Here is a 16,115-nt window from a genome sequence, read left to right on the forward strand (position 1 = left end):
TTCCGCGATCTGCGGTAGATCCACGCCATGCGTGGATGCTCCCCGGTAGTGCCGGCCGCTGGCCGGCAACCAGGGAACATCAGAAATCAGGCATAGGAGAGCGCAGCGACCGGCTTCTGCTTTTGATTTTGATTTTTTGTTCTGTCTTTCGTGGCTGGCGGCGCAGGAAACTGTCCGTGGCCGGGTGGGTGGGCTGCGCAGGGGCGTAAGCCGCATGGATGCGGCGACCGAGCTTACATGGACGTACTTGCAGCGTCCCCTGCGCAGCCCACCCGCCCGGCCCCCCCCCAGAAATCCGCTGTTCGCGGAAAGCCCCAGCCACGAGGGGCTCCGCCGATGGCCGCCGACCGCGCAGCGCCGCTCTCCATCCGAATCCCGGAACCATGCGCTTGCTCACGGATTGACCACGCGATTGATGACAACGTTGTCCCCACCTGGCGCCGGACTCTCTCCCCGGCCTCCCAGGTACCTCCGTCCGGCCCCACCCGTCGCCTTCCCGGGCGACGCCCGGACCTGCGTCACGCGCGGCGCCATCGGGGCCCGCGCGCCCTTTGATCGGAGACTTACCCATGTACGACCCGATTGTGCGCAGTGCCGAACGTTCGACCCGAAGCTGTCGTCCCCGCCGCCTGGCCTGGCTGCTTGCCTTGGCCGCCGGTGCCGCCGTCCTGCCCGGCCTGGCGCAGGCCGCCAGCTGTGCCGGGGTGGCCGAATGGGACCAGGCCAAGATCTACCGGGCCGGCGATACCCTGCAGAAAGGAGGCGTCCTCTATCGGGCGAACCAGGACATCTGGAACGCGCCGCCGGACCATCCGGCCGGCGCGCCCTACTACACCAACCTCGGCGCCTGCGATGGCGGCGGCGCCAACCAGCCGCCGGTGGTCAGCCTGACCTCGCCGGCCAACGGTGCCACCTTCAGTGCCGGCAGCACGGTGAACGTGACCGCCACCGCCAGTGATCCAGACGGCAGCGTCGCCAAGGTCGAGTTCTTCCGCGATGGCAGCACGCTCGGCGTGGCCACCAGTGCGCCGTATGCGGCCAGCTGGGCCAACGCCAGCGCCGGCAGCCACACCCTGCGCGCGGTGGCCACCGACAACAACAACGCCACCACCAGCACGGCGACCATCACCATCACCGTCAACGCCGCCAGCGGCGACACCACCGCGCCGAGCGTGCCGGGCGGGCTGGCGGTCGGCACCCGTACCGCCAACAGCATCGCGCTCAGCTGGAGCCCGTCCACCGACAACACCGGTGGCAGCGGCGTGGCCGGCTATGACGTGTACCGCAACGGCAGCCTGGTCGGTTCACCGTCCAGTGCCAGCTACGTCGATGGCGGGTTGACTGCATCCACCACCTACCGCTATCGCGTACGCGCCCGCGACAATGCCGGCAATGCCTCAGCGCAGGGCACCGAGATCAGCGCCACCACGCTGGCCGGCGACGGCGGAACCACCGGCAAGCGGGTCATCGGTTACTTCACCCAGTGGGGCATCTACGGCCGCAACTACCGGGTCAAGAACATCGACAGCAGCGGTTCGGCCGCGCGCCTGACCCACATCAACTACGCGTTCGGCAACGTGCGCAACAACCGTTGCGAAGTGGGCGTCACCCAACCCTCGGATCCGAACAGCGGTGCCGGTGGCGATGCTTTCGCCGACTACACCAAGGCCTTCAGTGCCGCCGAGAGTGTCAGCGGCAGCGCCGACACCTGGGACCAGCCGCTGCGCGGCAACTGGAACCAGCTCAAGCAGCTCAAGGCCAAGTACCCGAACCTGAAGGTACTGATCTCGCTGGGTGGCTGGACCTGGTCGCGCGGCTTCTCCAGCGCAGCGCGCCCGGAAAACCGCCAGGCCTTCGTCGCCTCGTGCATCGACGCGTACATCAAGGGCAATCTGCCAGTGACCGACGGTGCCGGTGGTGCCGGTGCCGCGCTGGGTGTGTTCGACGGCATCGACATCGACTGGGAATACCCGGTGGCCTGCGGCATCGAATGCGGCAAGCCGGAAGACAACGCCAACTTCACCGCGCTGATGGCCGAGTTCCGCCGCCAGCTCGATGCGGTGCGTCCGGGCCTGTTGCTGACGGTGGCGGTGGGCGCCGGCATCGACAAGATCCGCGTCACCGATCCGGCCGCGTACCACCCGTACCTGGACTACATCAACGTGATGACCTACGACTTCCACGGCGCGTGGGATGCGAAGACCAATCACCAGTCGGCGCTGTTCGATTCGCCCAATGATCCGTCTACCGGCGACCAGAAGCTGTACAACAGCAACGACGCCATCGAGGCCTTCATCAGCCGCGGCGTGCCCGCGGCCAAGCTCAACCTGGGCATCGGCTACTACGGGCGTGGCTGGACCGGTGTGGCCAACGCCAACAACGGCCTGTACCAGACCGCGACCGGCGCTGCCCCGGGCACGTATGAAGCCGGCATCGAAGACTGGAAGGTGCTGAAGAACCTGGCGTGGCCGGGCTACACCGACAACACCGCAGGTGCCACCTGGATCTACAACGGCAGCACGCTGTGGAGCTTCGACACCCCGGCCAACATCACCCGCAAGATGGGCTACGTGAAGACCCAGGGCCTGGGCGGCGCGTTCGTCTGGGAGTTCAGCGGTGACGATGCGCAGGGCACGCTGACCAAGGCGGTCAGTGATGGCCTGAAATAAGGGAAAAGCCGGGGGCGCATTTTGCGCCCCCGGCCTCTGATCTGTAGCGCCGAGCCCATGCTCGGCTGATGGTTGCGCAGCCGAGCATGGGCTCGGCTCTACAGGAAAAGGTCAACGGCGATCAGCGCTTGGCCGACAGCTTTTCCAGCGCCGCACGCAGCTGTGCCGGCGACAGGTAGCCCCCCAGCTGGGTGCCGTCCGGCGCGAAGATCGCCGGCGTGCCGTTCACGCCCAGCTGCTGGCCCAGTGCGTACTGCATCGCCACCGGGTTGGTGCAGTTCTTTGCCGGCACGCTGCCACCGCGCTTGGCGTTGGTCAGTGCCTGGCGGCGATCAGCTGCACACCAGACCGAGATCATGTCGGTGTAGTCCTTGCTGCCGAGGCCCATGCGCGGGAATGCCAGGTACTCGACGGAGATGCCGTTGCGGTTGAGCTCGGCGATGTCCTGGTGCAGCTTGCGGCAGTAGCCGCATTCGATGTCGGTGAACACGCTGATGGTGTACTTGGCGTTCGGTGCGGCAAACACGATGCGGTCGCCATGGTTGGCCTTGGCCAGCAGATCGCGGCGGTAGCCGAGCAGGCCTTCGCTGTTGGCCGGGCCCTTGGCACGGGTGTCGTAAGGCTGCGACTGGAACAGGTAACGGCCATCATCGGACACGTACAGGAGCTGGCCGGAGACCACCACTTCACGGAAGCCCGGGAACGGTGCGGCACCGATGTAATCCACCTGGAAACCGGGATTGAGCGCGGTCAACGCGGCACGTACCGCCTGGTCGGCCGACGCGTTGGCGGCGGGGGCGGCCTTGGCCGCAGCGGCAGCAGCAGGCGCCTTGGCGGCCGGCGGGGCCGGCTGGGCGCAGGCGGTCAGGCTGAGCGCACCGAACACGGCGGCGATGGCAAATCGGAGCATGGAACGATCCGCGACAGAAGAAGACCCTGGATTCTGACACAGCCGGCGGTACCGGACAGCGGCACCGCCCATGGTTTGTGGCCGGGATTCAGGGGCCTGCTCAGCCGCGCGGATGGTGGCGGGCGTGCAGCTTCTGCAGGTGCTCGCGCGCTACCAGGGTGTAGATCTGGGTGGTGGACAGCGAGCTGTGGCCGAGCAGCATCTGCAACGCGCGCAGGTCGGCACCACGGTTGAGCAGATGGGTGGCGAAGCTGTGGCGCAGGCCGTGCGGGCTGATCCGCGCCGGGTCGATGCCGGCCACCTGCGCATGGCGCTTGACCAGGTGCCAGAACGCCTGCCGGGTCAGCGCATGCAGCGACGGCTCGATGAACAACGGCGTCTGCCCATCGGCCAGCGCCTGCACCTTGCCCTTCCCGACCAGCTGCGGCCGCGAGTGCTGCAGGTAGCGCTCCAGCCAGTGCTGGGATTCCTCGCCCAACGGCACCAGCCGTTCCTTGCTGCCCTTGCCGGTGACCCGCAGCACGCCCTGGCGCAGGTTGACCGCAGTCGCGGGCAGCAGCACCAGCTCGCTCACGCGCAGGCCGGCGGCGTACATCAGTTCCAGCATGGCGCGATCGCGCAGGCCCAATGCGCTGTCGGTATCGGGCGCTGCCAGCAGCGCGTCGATCTGGCTTTCGGCCAGCGCCTTGGGCAGCAGCCGTGGCAACTTCGGCGGGTCGAGCAGCGCGCTGGGATCCTCGCTGCGTTCGCCGCGGCGCACGCCATCGGCGAAGAACGCCCGCAACGCCGACAGCAGGCGCGCATTGCTGCGCGGCGACCAGCCATGCCGGGTGCGCCAGGCCAGATACTCGAACAGTCCGGGGCGCTCGATGCCGGCCAGGCCACCGTCGCGCCCATCCATCCAGCGCGCCAGCCCTTCCAGATCGCGCCGGTAGCTGTCGAGGGTGGCGCGGGCCAGGCCGTTCTCGGCCCAGATCGCATCAAGGAAGCGCTGGATGCGTGCGCTGTCGTCGGCGCGCAGTTCGGGCAGTTGCTGGACCAGCTGGCGGCGTTCGGCGGGGGTGGAAACATGGGCCATGCGTGCAGGATACGGGGGCCACTGCGGGCACGGCCAGCTTTGCGTATGCTCGACGCATGTCCCAGCCTGCCACCGACACGGCCTCTGCCGCTGCTACCGAAATGCCCCATCCGCGCGCATTGTTGCTGTGGCGCATGCTGGCAATGGTCTACGACGCACTGCCGGTGCTGGCACTGTGGATGCTCGCCGGCACGCTGTTCACCCTCGCCTACACCCTCAGCGGCCACGCGCAACGCGAGAACATCGCGCCATTCAGTGCCTGGCAGTGGCTGCTGTGGGCGGTGTGCTGGGCGATCACGGGGTGGTACGCCACGGCCAGCTGGCGCCGCGGCGGACAGACGCTTGGCATGCGTCCATGGCGGCTTAAAGTGCAATCGAGCGATGGCACGCCACTGCGGCGCAACCAGCTGTGGCTGCGCTTTGCGGTAGGTACGCTGTCACTGCTGCTGGGCGGGCTGGGATTCTGGTGGGCGTGGGTCGACCGTCAACGCCTGACCTGGCACGACCGCGCCAGCGGCACCCGTCTGGTGCGCATGCCGAAACGGTGATGCACGACCTGTAGAGCCGAGCCCATGCTCGGCTGGCAGGCGGTGCGCAAAAAGCAGCCGAGCATGGGCTCGGCTCTACAGAATCCAGCACGCTGGGCCGGGATGCTGGTGGTCCTGGCACGGATGCCGAAGCGGTGGATTGCCCCGGTAGCGCCGGGCATGGCCCCGCGCTAGCAGAATCAGCCCGACTTGCGCCGGAACAACAGTCCGGACACCGCCAGCATCACGATCGGCGGCAACGCATAGGCAATGCGGTAGTCAAACTTCAACGCGCCGGCCATGCGCCCGAAGAACAGCTGCAGCAGCCAGAAGCCCAGCGCGAACAGGATGCCCAGGAACAGGCGCTTGCCCATGCCGCCGCTGCGCAGCGAACCAAACGCGAACGGCACCGCCGCCAGGCACAGTGCCAGCACGTTCACCGGGTAGAACCAGCGGCTCCAGTAGACATCCTCGAAATCGCGCGCATCCAGCCCGTTGCGCTGGCGGTAGGCAATGCTGGTGCTCAGCTCGGCAACGCTCAGGTTGCGCGGCTTGGCGATGCCGGTAGCCAGTGCCGCCGCATCGAGATTCGAGTTCCACGGCTCGCGCGCCACTTCCTGGCGGGTCGCCGAACGCTCGCCGAAGGTGTCGCGACGCACCCCGGTCAGCACCCAGCCGTCCTTGTCGTGCTCGGCGGTGGCGGCATGGGTCAACGAGGCGATCCCTCCGTTCCCGGCAATGCGGTAGAGACGCACGTCGCGCAGGATCAGGCGGGTGCCCTTGTCACCGACCAGCTGCTCCTCGCCGCTCTGCGCGTTGAGGAAGGTATCTCCTTCGCGTGCCCACAGGCCGGAGTAGCGGCTGGTCGCGATATCCCGGCCCCACTTGGCGCTGGACTTCAGCGCATCGGCGCGGTCCTGGCCCCAGGGGCCCAGCGTCTCGGCGCTGAGCACCATCACCGCGGTCAGCAGCGACAGCGCGATCGCCACCGAAACGCTCAGGCGCTTGCGCGACAGGCCCAGTGCACGCAGCGCGGTCAGTTCAGAGGTCGCTGCCAGCTGGCCCAGGCCCATCAGTGCGCCGATCACCGCGGCCGTGGGGAACATGGTGTAGGCGCGGCGCGGCACCGTGTACAGCACCCAGGCGGCGGCATGGCCCAGCGTATAGCCGTTCTTGCCGATGTCCTTGAACTCGCCGGAGAAGGCCATCACCACGTCCAGGCCGACCAGCACCGCCCAGGTCAGCAGCACCGTGGTGAACACCGACCGGCCCAGGTACAGGTCGAAACGCATCGGGCGCAGCCTCATGCGCGGGCTCCCTTCGGGTGGCCCAGGCGGCCATCACGTGCATACATCCAGATCGCCAGCGCCAGCAGCGGCACCGTCAACCACCACAGGCCCAGCGCGGCCGGAATCTTGCCGTTGGCAATCCAGCCACTGCCGATGAACATCAGGTTGGTACCCACCATGTAGGCCATCAGGGCCAGCATCATGCGGCCATAGCGCTGCTGCCGCGGCGAACTGCGGCCCAGCGGCACGGTCAGCAGGGCGAACGCCAGCGCGATCAGCGGCGGTGCGATGCGACGGTGCAGCTGCGCCTGCGCCTGCGGGCGCGCATCGCCGATCAGCTTCAGGGTCGGCATCAGTTCCGGGTCGTCCTCGGTGCGGGTCTGTGCGCCGTCGGGCAGGGCCACGTCATTGCGGGCGAAGGTCGCCAGCCGGTAGTCGAGCCCACCGGCCACGGGCCCTTCCACCTGGTGGCCATCATCCAGTTCCAGGAAGCGCTGGCGGGTGCCCTCGAAGTACATGCGGCCACTGTTGGCCGAAACCACTTCCAGGCGATCATCCTTCTGCCGCTGCAGGAACACCTTGCCCAGCTGGGTGCCGTCGGGCGAGATCGAGGACAGGTAGACCACGCCGCCGTTGGGCAGCGGCGTGAAACGGCCCGGCTCCAGGCCGGCCATCAGCACGCTGCGGTTGGCCTCGATGACCATCTGCTCTGCCACCCGGCCGGCCCACGGGCCCAGCCACAGCGAGCAGGCGCCGACCAGCAGCACCACCGGCACCACCAGCATCAGCAGCGGCCGCAGCAGCCGCTTTGGGCCTACCCCGATCGCGGTGATGACCGCCATCTCCGAGTCGCGGTACAGGCGGGCGATGGCCAGCAGCAGGCCCAGCATCAGCGCCAGCGGCAGGATCAGCGGCAGGTAGGCGATGAACTGCAGGCCCAGCTGCGAGAACAGCAGCTTGGCCGGCAGGCGCCCGTCGGCGATGTTGCCGAGGATGTCCACCAGCACGCCGCCCACGCTGACCACCAGCAGGACGATCAGGGTAGCCAGGAAACTCTGGACGAAATCGCCCAGCAGGTATCGGTCGAGCTTCAGCATGGGGCGGTGGTTTAAACTCTGGGGTTCGTTCGCGGTGCCGCCCAGTCTACTGTCTGGGCGTAAACGGCCTGCGATTGTACGGACTCGCCAATGGAATCTGCTCAATGGCCCTCGAATTCACCCTGAACCACGTTGCTCCGGCCGCCGCCACCGTTGATTGCCTGGTGGTCGGCGCGTATGCCGACCATACCCTGACCCCGGCCGCGCAGGCGCTGGATGCCGCCAGCGGTGGCCGCCTGGCCGCCCTGGCCCAGCGTGGCGACCTGTCCGGCAAGACCGGCGCCACCACCCTGCTGCACGACCTGCCGGGCGTGAGCGCGCCGCGCGTGCTGGTGGTCGGCCTCGGCGACGCCGCCCGCTTCGGCGTGCCGCAGTACCTGAAGGCCGTGGGCGACGCCGTGCGTGCTTTGAAGGCCGGCGCTGCCCGCAGCGCACTGTTCACCCTGTCCGAAGTGGCGGTGAAGGACCGCGACGCGGCCTGGGCGATCCGCCAGGCGGTGATCGCCGCCGATCACGCCGCCTACCGCTACACCGCCACCCTGGGCAAGAAGAAGGCCGACGACGCCGGCCTGGCCCAGCTGGCCATCGCCGGTGACGACGCGCAGGCCCTGGCCCAGGGCCAGGCCATCGCCGCCGGTGTCGAGTTCGCCCGCGAGCTGGGCAACCTGCCGCCGAACTACTGCACCCCGGCCTACCTGGCCGAGGTGGGCGTGAAGTTCGCCGGCGAGCATGACGGTGCCGAAGCCGAGATCCTCGACGAGCACCAGATGGAAGCGCTGGGCATGGGCTCGCTGCTGGCCGTGGCCCGTGGCTCGGCCAACCGCCCGCGCCTGGTCGTGCTGAAGTGGAACAATGGCGGCGACGCCAAGCCCTACGTGCTGGTCGGCAAGGGCATCACCTTCGATACCGGTGGCGTCAACCTGAAGACCCAGGGCGGCATCGAGGAAATGAAGTACGACATGTGCGGTGGCGCCAACGTCATCGGCACCTTCGTCGCTGCGGTCAAGGCCAAGCTGCCGCTGAACCTCGTGGTGGTGGTGCCGGCCGTTGAAAACGCCATCGATGGCAACGCCTACCGCCCGTCCGACGTGATCACCTCGATGTCGGGCAAAACCATTGAAGTGGGCAACACCGACGCCGAAGGCCGCCTGATCCTGTGCGATGCGCTGACCTACGCGCAGCGCTTCGAGCCGGCGGCGCTGGTCGATGTCGCCACCCTGACCGGTGCCTGCATGGTCGCCCTGGGCCACCAGACCGCCGGCCTGATGAGCAAGCACGACGACTTGGCCAACGAGTTGCTGGCCGCCGGCGAGCAGGTATTCGACCGCGCCTGGCGCCTGCCGCTGTGGGACGAATCCCAGCCGATGCTGGATTCGACCTTCGCCGACGTCTACAACATCGGCGGCCGCTGGGCCGGTGCGATCACCGCCGGCTGCTTCCTGTCGCGCTTCGCCGAAGGCCAGCGCTGGGCCCACCTGGACATCGCCGGCGTGGCCAGCGATGAAGGCAAGCGCGGCATGGCCACCGGCCGCCCGGTGGGCCTGCTGAGCCAGTGGCTGCTGGACCAGGCCGCCCGCGCCTGATGCCGTACCCGACCCCGGCCGGCAGACGCCGGCCCGGGCCTCGCCCGGCACCGCCGGAACCCTGCCTGACCCGGACCCTGCCATGCCCCGCGCCGACTTCTACCTGATCGCCAAGCCCCGTTTCCTGACCGAGCCCCTGCGCCTGGTCTGCGAGCTGGCGCGCAAGGCCAACGACGCCGGGTTGTTCACCCTGGTGCTGGCCCGCGACCAGGCCCAGGCCGAGGAGCTGGACGAACTGCTGTGGGCGTTCGACAACGATGCCTACATCCCGCACCAGATTGCCGGCGAAGACATGGACGAGGAAGAAGCCCTGGTGCTGATCGCCGTGCCCGGCACCGAGGCACCGGTGCGTCCGCTGGTGATCAACCTGCGCGACGAGCCCTGGCTGGGCCAGTGCGAGCGCGTGCTGGAAGTGGTTCCGGCCGACCCGGAAGCGCGCGAACCGCTGCGCGAACGCTGGCGCCAGTACAAGGCCGCCGGTTACGACCTGAACAAGCACGACATGTAAGCGCGCCCCGGGCCCTTGATGGGCCGCCGCTGCGCCCTGATCCTTCAACGATTACCTCCTGGTTCCCCCGCATGACCCAACTCGCCTCCAGCTACGACCCGACGGCCTTCGAGACCGACCTCTACGAGGCCTGGGAGAAGGCCGGCCACTTCAAGCCGTCCGGCACGGGCGAGCCGTACACCATCCTGCTGCCGCCGCCGAACGTGACCGGCACCCTGCACATGGGCCACGCGTTCCAGCAGACCCTGATGGACGCGCTGGTGCGCTACCACCGCATGCGCGGCTACGACACGCTGTGGCAGGTCGGTACCGACCACGCCGGCATCGCCACCGAAATGGTGGTCAGCCGCAACCTGGCGCTGGAGGGCAAGGGCGAGACGCGCGATTCGCTGGGCCGCGAAGGCTTCATCGGCAAGGTCTGGGAGTGGAAGCAGCAGTCCGGCGACACCATCGAGCGCCAGATGCGCCGACTTGGCACTTCCGCCGACTGGTCGCGCAGCACCTTCACCATGGACCCGCAGCCGTCGGCGGCGGTCAACGAAGCCTTCGTGCGCTGGTACGAGCAGGGCCTGATCTACCGTGGCCAGCGCCTGGTGAACTGGGACCCGGTGCTGAAGACCGCCATTTCCGACCTGGAAGTGGAGAGCGCCGAGGAAGACGGCTTCCTGTGGTCGATCGCCTACACGTTGGATGAAGGCCTGAGCTACGAGCACGTCGAGCGCGATGCCGATGGCGTGGAAACCCTGCGCGAAATCCGCGACTACCTGGTCGTCGCCACCACCCGTCCGGAAACCCTGTTGGGCGATACCGCAGTGATGGTGCACCCGGAAGACGAACGCTACGCGCACCTGATCGGCAGGAACGTGGTGCTGCCGTTGACCGGCCGCCGCGTGCCGGTGATCGCCGATGATTACGTGGACCGCGCGTTCGGCACCGGCGTGGTCAAGGTCACCCCGGCGCATGATTTCAACGACTACGAAGTGGGCGTGCGCCACAGCCTGCCGATGATCAACCTTTTCACGCCGGTGGCAGCGCTGAACGAAAACGCGCCGGAGCGCTTCCAGGGCCTGGACCGCTATGAAGCGCGCAAGGCCGTGCTGGCCGAACTGGAAGACCTGGGCATCCTGATCGAGACCAAGGCGCACAAGCTGCAGGTGCCGCGCGGCGACCGTACCGGCCAGGTGATCGAGCCGTACCTGACCGACCAGTGGTTCGTGAAGATGGACGGCCTGGCCAAGCGTGGCCTGGAACTGGTCGAGGACGGTTCGATCTCCTTCGTGCCGCCGAACTGGATCAACACCTACCGCCACTGGATGAACAACATCCAGGACTGGTGCATCAGCCGCCAGCTGTGGTGGGGCCACCGCATCCCGGCGTGGTTCGATGCCGCCACCGGCAGCTGCTATGTCGGTCGCAGCGAAGAGGAAGTGCGCGCCAAGAACAACCTCGGCAGCGACGTGGTGCTGAACCAGGAAAGCGACGTGCTGGAGACCTGGTTCTCCTCGCAGCTGTGGCCGTTCTCCACCCTGGGCTGGCCGAATGAGCAGGCCATGGCCGAGCGTGGCTTCGACCGCTACCTGCCGTCGTCGGTGCTGATCACCGGCTTCGATATCATCTTCTTCTGGGTGGCGCGCATGATCATGGCCACCGACAACCTGGTTGGGAAGATCCCGTTCAAGGACGTCTACTTCACCGGCCTGATCCGCGACGGCCAGGGCCAGAAGATGTCCAAGAGCAAGGGCAACGTGCTCGACCCGCTGGACATCATCGACGGCATCACCATCGACGACCTGGTCGCCAAGCGTACCGGCGGCCTGATGCAGCCGAAGATGGTGGAGAAGATCGAAAAGGCCACCCGCAAGGAATTCCCGGACGGCATTGCTGCCCACGGTGCCGATGCGCTGCGCTTCACCATCGCCGCGCTGGCCACCCACGGCCGCGACATCAAGTTCGACATGAACCGCGCCGAGGGCTACAAGAACTTCTGCAACAAGCTGTGGAACGCCAGCCGCTTCGCCCTGATGAACACCGAAGGCGCTGCGTTCACCGGCGTGCCGAAGCCGCGTACCGATGCCGAGCGCTGGATCCTCGCGCGCCTGGCCGCCACCACCGCCGAAGCGCAGGGCCATTTCGCCGCCTACCGCTTCGACCTGCTGGCGCAGTGCCTGTACGAGTTCGCCTGGAACGCGTTCTGCGACTGGTTCCTGGAACTGAGCAAGCCGGCGCTGAACGGCGCCGACGCCGCCGATGCCGAGAGCACCCGCCACACCCTGCTGTACGTGCTGGAAGCGCTGCTGCGCCTGCTGCACCCGCTCACGCCGTTCATCACCGAACAGCTGTGGCAGCAGCTGGCCCCGCGCCTGGGCCTGACCGAAACCACGCTGTCGCTGCGCCCGTACCCGACCGCCGCCGAGTTCGAAGGCGATTTCGCCCAGGCCGAGGCCGACGTGGAATGGCTGAAGGCGGTGATCAGTGCCGTGCGCCGCGTGCGCAGTGAGCTGAACGTCGCGCCGTCCAAGCTGGTGCCGCTCCGCCTGCAGGCCGGCCTGGCGCAGGACCGCGTGCGTATTGAACGCTTCGGCGCCTCGCTGTCGTTCCTGCTGAAGCTGGACAGCGTCCAGTGGCTGGCCGAAGGCGAAAGCGCACCGCCGGCGGCCGCCGCGATCGTGGGCGAGCTGAAGCTGCTGGTGCCGCTGGAAGGCCTGGTCGATCTGGACGCCGAGCGCGCACGCCTGGACAAGGAGATCAAGCGCGTGGAAGGCGAGCAGGAAAAGAGCGAAACCAAGCTGGCCAGGTTCACCGACAAGGTTCCACCGGCGGTGGTCGAGCAGGAGCGCGTGCGATTGGCCGACTGGAACACCCAGCTGGCCGGCCTGCGCGAACAGCGCGCGAAGCTGTAACACCTCGCCCTGGTGGGTGCCAACCAAGGTTGGCACCCACCAAACCCGGAACATTTTCCCGGCATGGCATCATCACCGGATGCCGCTTTCCATCTTCCTGCTGGTTCTCGCCGCTGCGGCACTGCATGCCAGCTGGAATGCAATCGTCAAACGCGGGCCGGACAAGTTCCTCGGCACCGTGCTGGTAACCGGCAGCGCTGCGCTGCTGTCGGCGGCGGCCCTGCCCTTCCTGCCGTTCCCGGCCGCGCAAAGCTGGCCCTGGCTGGCTGCATCCGTGCTGCTGCAGGTGACCTACTACGGGCTGGTCGCCCGCTGCTACCAGCGGGTCGACATGAGCCTGGCCTATCCGCTGATGCGTGGCAGCGCGCCGATCCTGGTTGCACTGGCGGGCTCCCTGCTGGGCGAGCAACTGCCCCCGGCGGCGTGGCTGGGCGTGGTGCTGGTGAGCACCGGCATCCTGTGCATGGCACTGGGTGCACGTGGCGGCCAGCTGCGCCTGCCGCTGCTGACTGCGGCGATGATCGCCACCTACACCCTGGTCGATGCGCACGGCGCGCGCCAGTCCGGCAGCGCGCTCAGCTACACGCTGTGGTTGTTCCTGCTGTCGGGCATTCCGCTGCCGCTGTGGGCGTTGTACACCCGCGGCGGCGCGGTATTGGACTATGCGCGGCAGCATTGGCCACTGGGCCTGGCCGGTGGCGTCGGCACCACCGCCTCCTACGCGATGGCGTTGTGGGCCATGACCCAGGCACCGGTGGCGATGGTCTCGGCGCTGCGCGAATCCTCGATCCTGTTCGCGTTGCTGATCTCGGTATTCGTGCTGCGCGAGCGGATTCCGCGTGCGCGCTGGCTGGCAGCGGCGTTGATTGTGGGTGGCGTGCTCGCACTGCGGATGGCGTGAGAGAAGCGTGCCAACCAAGGTTGGCGGCTAGCGGTAGTGCCGGCCGCTGGCCGGCACCCTTCTCCGTCACAACGGCGGCATCGCCTGCAGGTCACCATCGACCAGCTCGATCGCCATCACCACCGCGTCCTCGCGGCCCTGTGCGGCCGGGTAGTAGCGCGGGCGGCGGCCGATCTCGTTGAAGCCTTCGCTGTGGTACAGCGCCAGCGCCGGCGTATTGGACGGACGCACTTCGAGGAACACACGCTGTGCCCCCCGGTCGCCAGCCAGCTGTACCAGCGCGCGCAGCAGTCGACGACCCAGCCCACGCGACTGCGCCAGCGGATCGATGCAGATGTTCAATACATGTGCCTCATCGGCCGCGATGCTGAGCACCCCATAGCCGATCAACTGGCCATCGCGCTCCATGGCCAGGCCGGGATAGCCCGCACGCAGGCAATCGACGAAGATGCCGCGGGTCCACGGAAACGGATACCCGCGTACTTCAATCGCCATCACCGCGTTGAGGTCACTCTCGCGCAGCGCGCGCAGGCTGACCGGACCAGGCTGGCTGACCGCACTCATGGTGCGCCCCGCTTGCGCAGGGCACGCAGCTGCGGCCACAGCGCGCGCTTGGCGGCGGGATCCTGGCGCAGCTGGTCCAACGGCCAGCTGTCCATCAGCGCCTGCGTGGCCGGATCATTGGGATTGCAGCCGGACGCGCGCAGCAAGGCGATCTGCAGGCGATCCGGCAGCCGCACCACCGGCTGCCGGGCATTGCCGCCCGGCAGCGGGCGGGCCGCCGCCGGCGCGGTATCCGGTGCGTTGACCGGGGTCTGGCGACGTGGTGGCGCCTGGCGTTCCTGCCGGGAAACAGGTGTTGGCGCAGCCAGAGGTTCGCGCGCGGGCGCGGTGGGTGCCCGCGCCTGCTCCACCGCTGGCGCGGCGGCCGCCTCGGCTTCGGCCACGCTCAGCTGCAGCGCGGCGTCCAGCTCGGCGGCCAGCTGGCCGTCGTGATAGACGGTGTAGCCCATGGCCTGCAGCCAGGCCTGCTGGGCCGGTGACCACAGCACGGGCAGGTCCTGGCTCACGCGGCCTCGGGCTTCTTGCGCAGGCGCTGCACGGCCCACATCACCGGGCCGGACAGGGCGTACAGGATGCCCACCGCGAACAGCACGCGCGGCAGATCGATGACCGCGATGGCGATGGCCACCGGCACCAGGGCCAGCACCAGGAACGGCACGCGGTCGGAACGGGTACCCTTGGCGCCGCCGCCCTTGAAGCTCCAGAAGCGGATGCGGCTGACCATCAGCAGCGCCGCGATGATCGTCACCGCCAGCGCCACGTAGCGCAGCTGGTTGCCGTCCCAGCCCAGGTTGCCATCTGCGAACGCCCAGACGAAGGACATCATCAGGCCGGCCGCGGCCGGGCTGGCCAGGCCGACGAACCAGCGTTTGTCGACCACCGCTACCTGGGTATTGAAGCGGGCCAGGCGCAGTGCCGCGCAGGCCGCGTACAGGAACGCTACGGCCCAGCCAACGCGGCCGAGCAGCGGATCGTCGAACTTCAGCCACGACAGCGACCAGTGATACATCACCAGCGCCGGAGCCATGCCGAAGCTGACCAGGTCGGCCAGCGAGTCGTACTGCACGCCGAATTCGCTGCTGGTGCCGGTCAGGCGCGCCACGCGCCCATCCAGCCCATCCATCACCGCCGCCACGAACACGGCGATGCTGGCGTTGACGAAATCCCCATTGGCCGCGGCGATGATCGCGTAGAAGCCGGCGAACAGTCCGGCAGTGGTGAACAGGTTGGGCAGCAGGTAAATCGTGCGCGAACGCGGCGGCGGTGTGATCGGGTCCATGGAATCCAGTTTAATCGACTTGCCAGTGCTCGGCGCCAATGCTGCAATCGGCGTTCTACGCCCATTCCGCGGAGTTTGCCATGCGTGCCCTGTCCTGCCTTGGATGCCTGCTGCTGGCCAGTGCCAGCGCCGTGGCTGGCCCGGTCTATAAATGGACGGACGCCCATGGCGTGACCCAGTACTCGGAGACCCCGCCGGCCGGCAAAAAGTACGAGACCCGGGAGCAGGCGCGCAGCCCGCAGACTGCAACCAGCAGCCAGACTCCGGCTGCACCGGTGCCCGAGCAGTGCAGCACCGCCCGTGCCAACCTGGCCTTGCTGGATGGTGGCGGCCAGGTGATGCAGGACACCGATGGTGATGGCAAGGCCGATACCCCGTTGAGCCCGGAGCAGCGCACCGCGCAGAAGGGGCTGGCGGAGGCCGCGATCAAGGCGTACTGCCCACCGGCAAGTTAAGGGGGTCGGCAGGGCTGCGCCCTGCACCTGCAGAGGCTGCATGCAACGGCAACGGCAACGTCAAAAGCGCGCATTCCGTGGAATGGCGGGGCGGTGTCGGATTGCGGGGACGCCGCAAGTACGTCCATGTAGGCTTGGCAGCCGCATCCATGCGGCTGACACCCCGCAATCCGACACCGCCCCACCCCCGACAGATTCCCGGTGGCCAATAGATCCACGCCATGCGTGGATGAAATCTGTCGGATCTCGAATTGAATCCGGGGTCAGATCCGTTTTCCTGCGGAAAACGGATCTGACCCCAGGAGCCATTCCGACAGCTCGCAGGAAACTGTCGAAGGCGGGGTGGGTCCGGTTG

14 protein-coding genes are annotated in these 16,115 nt (G+C 67.9%); 7 read left to right on the forward strand and 7 right to left on the reverse strand.

What is annotated here, in order from left to right:
* Positions 1–569: 569 nt before the first annotated feature.
* Positions 570–2,669, forward strand: coding sequence for a glycosyl hydrolase family 18 protein (locus tag BN1263_RS08280; protein WP_021203462.1), 2,100 nt, complete (start codon positions 570–572; stop codon positions 2,667–2,669).
* 121 nt (positions 2,670–2,790) lie between these two features.
* Here BN1263_RS08280 and BN1263_RS08285 read toward each other — a convergent pair whose 3' ends face one another.
* A complete protein-coding gene (locus tag BN1263_RS08285) occupies positions 2,791–3,579 on the reverse strand; it encodes a DsbC family protein (RefSeq protein ID WP_058980472.1) in 789 nt (262 codons plus the stop codon).
* Positions 3,580–3,679: 100 nt separating this feature from the next.
* A complete protein-coding gene (xerD, locus tag BN1263_RS08290; RefSeq protein ID WP_021203464.1) occupies positions 3,680–4,657 on the reverse strand; it encodes a site-specific tyrosine recombinase XerD in 978 nt (325 codons plus the stop codon).
* A 56-nt stretch (positions 4,658–4,713) separates the two neighbouring features.
* On the opposite strand from xerD, the gene BN1263_RS08295 reads away from it, so the two are divergent.
* Positions 4,714–5,205 carry an RDD family protein gene (locus tag BN1263_RS08295; protein ID WP_021203465.1) on the forward strand — a complete coding sequence of 164 codons (492 nt, stop codon included), beginning with the start codon at positions 4,714–4,716 and terminating at the stop codon, positions 5,203–5,205.
* Between the two features lie 179 nt (positions 5,206–5,384).
* Here BN1263_RS08295 and lptG read toward each other — a convergent pair whose 3' ends face one another.
* Together lptG and lptF are read right to left on the reverse strand one after the other, a co-directional pair.
* Complete coding sequence (lptG, locus tag BN1263_RS08300; RefSeq protein WP_019660994.1) at positions 5,385–6,491, reverse strand: LPS export ABC transporter permease LptG; 1,107 nt, start codon at positions 6,489–6,491, stop codon at positions 5,385–5,387.
* A complete protein-coding gene (gene lptF, locus BN1263_RS08305; RefSeq protein WP_019660993.1) occupies positions 6,488–7,570 on the reverse strand; it encodes an LPS export ABC transporter permease LptF in 1,083 nt (360 codons plus the stop codon). Before lptF ends, lptG begins: the two co-directional genes overlap by 4 nt.
* Positions 7,571–7,674: 104 nt before the next feature.
* Here lptF and BN1263_RS08310 point away from each other — a divergent pair, with 104 nt between their 5' ends.
* The 4 genes from BN1263_RS08310 to BN1263_RS08325 all read left to right on the forward strand — a co-directional run bounded on the left by BN1263_RS08310 (position 7,675) and on the right by BN1263_RS08325 (position 13,462).
* Positions 7,675–9,153 (forward strand): leucyl aminopeptidase, encoded by a 1,479-nt coding sequence (locus BN1263_RS08310; RefSeq protein ID WP_058980473.1) that lies wholly within the window; start codon positions 7,675–7,677, stop codon positions 9,151–9,153.
* Between the two features lie 82 nt (positions 9,154–9,235).
* On the forward strand, positions 9,236–9,661 hold the full coding sequence (locus BN1263_RS08315; protein ID WP_019660991.1) for a DNA polymerase III subunit chi: 426 nt from the start codon (positions 9,236–9,238) through the stop codon (positions 9,659–9,661).
* 71 nt (positions 9,662–9,732) lie between these two features.
* Complete coding sequence (locus BN1263_RS08320) at positions 9,733–12,561, forward strand: valine--tRNA ligase (protein WP_058980474.1); 2,829 nt, start codon at positions 9,733–9,735, stop codon at positions 12,559–12,561.
* A gap of 79 nt (positions 12,562–12,640) precedes the next feature.
* The gene (locus tag BN1263_RS08325; RefSeq protein WP_058980475.1) at positions 12,641–13,462 is read left to right on the forward strand and encodes an EamA family transporter; all 822 of its coding nucleotides are present in this window, start codon (positions 12,641–12,643) and stop codon (positions 13,460–13,462) included.
* A gap of 66 nt (positions 13,463–13,528) precedes the next feature.
* Here the strand turns inward: BN1263_RS08325 and rimI are convergent, their stop codons facing one another.
* The 3 genes from rimI to pssA are packed head-to-tail and all read right to left on the reverse strand — an operon-like array spanning position 13,529 to position 15,305.
* Positions 13,529–14,026 carry a ribosomal protein S18-alanine N-acetyltransferase gene (gene rimI, locus BN1263_RS08330; RefSeq protein WP_058980476.1) on the reverse strand — a complete coding sequence of 166 codons (498 nt, stop codon included), beginning with the start codon at positions 14,024–14,026 and terminating at the stop codon, positions 13,529–13,531.
* Complete coding sequence (locus BN1263_RS08335) at positions 14,023–14,532, reverse strand: hypothetical protein (protein ID WP_058980477.1); 510 nt, start codon at positions 14,530–14,532, stop codon at positions 14,023–14,025. Before BN1263_RS08335 ends, rimI begins: the two co-directional genes overlap by 4 nt.
* Positions 14,529–15,305, reverse strand: coding sequence for a CDP-diacylglycerol--serine O-phosphatidyltransferase (gene pssA / locus BN1263_RS08340; RefSeq protein ID WP_019660986.1), 777 nt, complete (start codon positions 15,303–15,305; stop codon positions 14,529–14,531). Before pssA ends, BN1263_RS08335 begins: the two co-directional genes overlap by 4 nt.
* An 80-nt stretch (positions 15,306–15,385) precedes the next feature.
* Here pssA and BN1263_RS08345 point away from each other — a divergent pair, with 80 nt between their 5' ends.
* Positions 15,386–15,760 carry a DUF4124 domain-containing protein gene (locus tag BN1263_RS08345; RefSeq protein ID WP_058980486.1) on the forward strand — a complete coding sequence of 125 codons (375 nt, stop codon included), beginning with the start codon at positions 15,386–15,388 and terminating at the stop codon, positions 15,758–15,760.
* The last annotated feature ends 355 nt before the right edge of the window (positions 15,761–16,115 follow it).

The organism is Stenotrophomonas thermophila (assembly GCF_001499715.1).
Classification (GTDB): Bacteria; Pseudomonadota; Gammaproteobacteria; order Xanthomonadales; family Xanthomonadaceae; genus Stenotrophomonas; species Stenotrophomonas hibiscicola.